This is a genomic window from Betaproteobacteria bacterium (assembly GCA_016791345.1).
GTDB lineage: Bacteria > Pseudomonadota > Gammaproteobacteria > Burkholderiales > JAEUMW01 > JAEUMW01.
This window is the reverse complement of the sequence record JAEUMW010000136.1, coordinates 1-2,827: the sequence shown is the minus strand read 5'-3', so window position 1 is coordinate 2,827 and position 2,827 is coordinate 1. Positions and strand designations below refer to the sequence as shown.

Genomic DNA, 2,827 nt, shown 5'->3' with positions numbered 1-2,827 from the left:
TTCGCTGCGACAGACCCGACCTCGGCTCGCCACGCCGCGGGTGGCGAATTCGTCCAGCAACGGAACGCGCGCGTGAAAGCGGTGACGTCGGCGTAGCCGAGGACCTCGGCGATCTCGCTCACGTTCATGTGCGTGTCGCGCAGCAGCTGGCATGCGATCTCGCACCGGCCCTCCATGACGAGGCCGCGCAGCGTCGTGCCCTCTGCCTTGAGGCGGCGGTGCAGGGTGCGGGGGTGAAGCGAGAACAGCTCGGCTACATATTGCTCCGCGCCCCGGCCGCTCACCAGCAGCGTTCGCAACGCGCGGCGCACTCTTTCGGCGAGGCTTTCGAGATCCGAGGCTTCGCGCTCTGCGATCTGCTTCTGCAGAAGGCGGTACAAGTCGGCGTCGAATCCCGGCAGCGGCTGACTGAGCCATTGCCGGGCGAACACCATTGCGGTGCGGTCCGCGTCGAATCGTAACGGCGAGCGGAAGAATCGCCGATAGGGGGCGGCGTCGCGCGGCGGCTCCGCATGGGAGAACTGGACTTCGGTGGGAAGCCAATCGACGCCGCAGAGCGTGCGCATGATATTGAAGCCGATGGCGGTCGCCACGTCCTGGGCGTATGCGGACCCGGGCATGCCGCGCTGATAGAGCGCGTAGCCGAGCGTGGCCCACTTGCCTTCCACCGTGCGCGTGGGAACCCCACCGCGAGTGCGCAAGTGCATATGCACGGTCAGGTTGCGCAGGGCGGCATCCACCGTGGGCGAATGCTCCATGAGCGTGCCGAGAACGCCCAGCGAAGCGAGACCGCGCTGCTGCCCCACGAGCAGGCCGAAATGGGGACATCCAGTATTCTGCGCGCAAGCCTGAAGGAGGCGGCCCGCAGCCACGAGGGCGATCTGGTTCTCGGGATCTTCCAACACCCGCGGGTCGAGCCCGACGCTCTTCAATACGCGGATCGGGTCGGTGCCCATGTGACGCAGCAATGCCGGCACGCTCGCGATCGAGGCGACCCGCACCACGCCCCCGTCATTCCCGGTCGCTACCGCTTCTTTCGTGGTGAAACGTGCGCTTGCAGCTCTCACCGTCGGCTTCTCCCGTATGGATGCTCGAGGACCTGTCGGAACATGTCAAGCCCGCGAAGCTCGGTTGTGGCAGCCTTACCACCCTGCTCGGGGGGATTCCTGGCGCAGCTCGTCGTGAGTGCTGCGCCGGGTCCGCATTCAGCCTGCCAAAGAAACCGGTTTTTTTGCACAAGAATAGCGAGGGACGGAGCATGAAACGGAAACGGAGAGGAATGAGCGTCATCGGCGACGCCGCGGCGATTCTGCTTGCCGCCACGCTGGCCGCTTCCCCGGTCGCGGCGCAGCAGGTCACCGGAACGTTGGGGTCGCCCAGCGCGACGACTACCGTCAAAGGGAACCAGCTCCCGCCGCCGGCGCCGAAGTTCGGCGGCGTGATCAAGGAAAGCTGGACCGACTCCAAGCCCTGGTGGCCGCCGCGCGTCGTGCCTCCCAAGGGCGCGCCCAACATTCTGCTGATCCTGACGGACGACGAGGGCTACGGGATCAGCAGCGTGTTCGGCGGCGTCATCCCGACCCCCACGGTGGAGCGCGTCGCCAAGGCGGGAATCCGCTACACCAACATGAACAACGCCGCGCTGTGCTCGCCGACGCGGGCGGCGCTGATCACCGGCCGGAACCATCATGCGGTGGGCTTCGGCGTCATCGCCGAGCTGTCGACCGGCTATCCGGGCTACGACTCGGTCATCGGGGTGGACAACGGGACGATCGGCAGGATCCTGGCCGACAACGGCTACGCCACGTCCTGGTTCGGCAAGAACCACAACACACCGTCATACCAGTTGAGCGTCGCGGGCCCGTTCGACCAGTGGCCGACCGGGATGGGTTTCGAGTACTTCTACGGCTTCATGGGCGGCGAGAGCGATCAGTACCAGCCGTTCCTGTTCAAGGGCACGAGCCCGATCTTCCCGTGGATCGGCAAGCCCGGCTACAATCTGATCACCGACATGGCCGACGAGGCCATCGCGCACATCAGCGGCCTCAACGCCGCAGCGCCCGAACAGCCGTTCCTCGTCTATTACAACCCCGGCGCGAGCCACGCTCCGCACCAGCCACCCAAGGAGTGGATCGACAAGTTCAAGGGCAAGTTCGACATGGGCTGGAACAAGATGCGCGAGGAGATCTTCGCCAACCAGCAGCGGTTGGGCGTGGTTCCCGCGAATACGAAGCTCACGCCGTGGCCCGACGACCTGCCGCAATGGGATTCGCTGTCGGACATCCAGAAGAGGCTCTACGCCCGGCAGGCCGAGGTATTCGCCGGCTACACCGCGTATTCGGACCATGAGATCGGCCGCGTAATCCAGGCGGTCGAGGACATGGGCAAGCTCGATAACACGCTGATCATCTTCCTCGTCGGCGACAACGGCACGAGCCCGGAAGGCAGCATGACCGGCACGTACAACCGCATGACCGCCTACAACGGCGTCAAGGAGGTGCCCGAGGTGCTGAATCTGCTGCACTACGAGGACTGGGGTTCGCCGAACACGGCGCCCCACTTCGCGGTGCCCTGGTCCTGGGCGTTCGACACGCCGTTCAAGTGGACCAAGCAGGTGGCGTCGCACTTCGGCGGGACGCGGGGGGGGATGGTCATCTCGTGGCCGGCCCGCATCAAGGACGTCGGCGGCATCCGTCACCAGTTCCACCACGTGATCGACGTCGTGCCGACGATCCTCGAAGCGACCGGGATCAAGGCGCCGGAGTACATCGACGGCATCAAGCAGAAGCCGATCGAAGGCGTCAGCATGGTCTACACGTTCGACAAA

At 65.5% G+C, this 2,827-nt stretch carries 2 protein-coding genes; one reads left to right on the top strand and one right to left on the bottom strand.

Features of this window, described 5'->3' with window-relative positions:
- Positions 1 to 1,067: AraC family transcriptional regulator (locus tag JNK68_05755; protein ID MBL8539861.1), on the bottom strand; the 1,067-nt coding region annotated here is incomplete at its 3' end.
- Between the two features lie 191 nt (positions 1,068 to 1,258).
- On the opposite strand from JNK68_05755, the gene JNK68_05750 reads away from it, so the two are divergent.
- On the top strand, positions 1,259 to 2,827 hold a 1,569-nt coding region (locus JNK68_05750; GenBank protein MBL8539860.1), incomplete at its 3' end, for an arylsulfatase.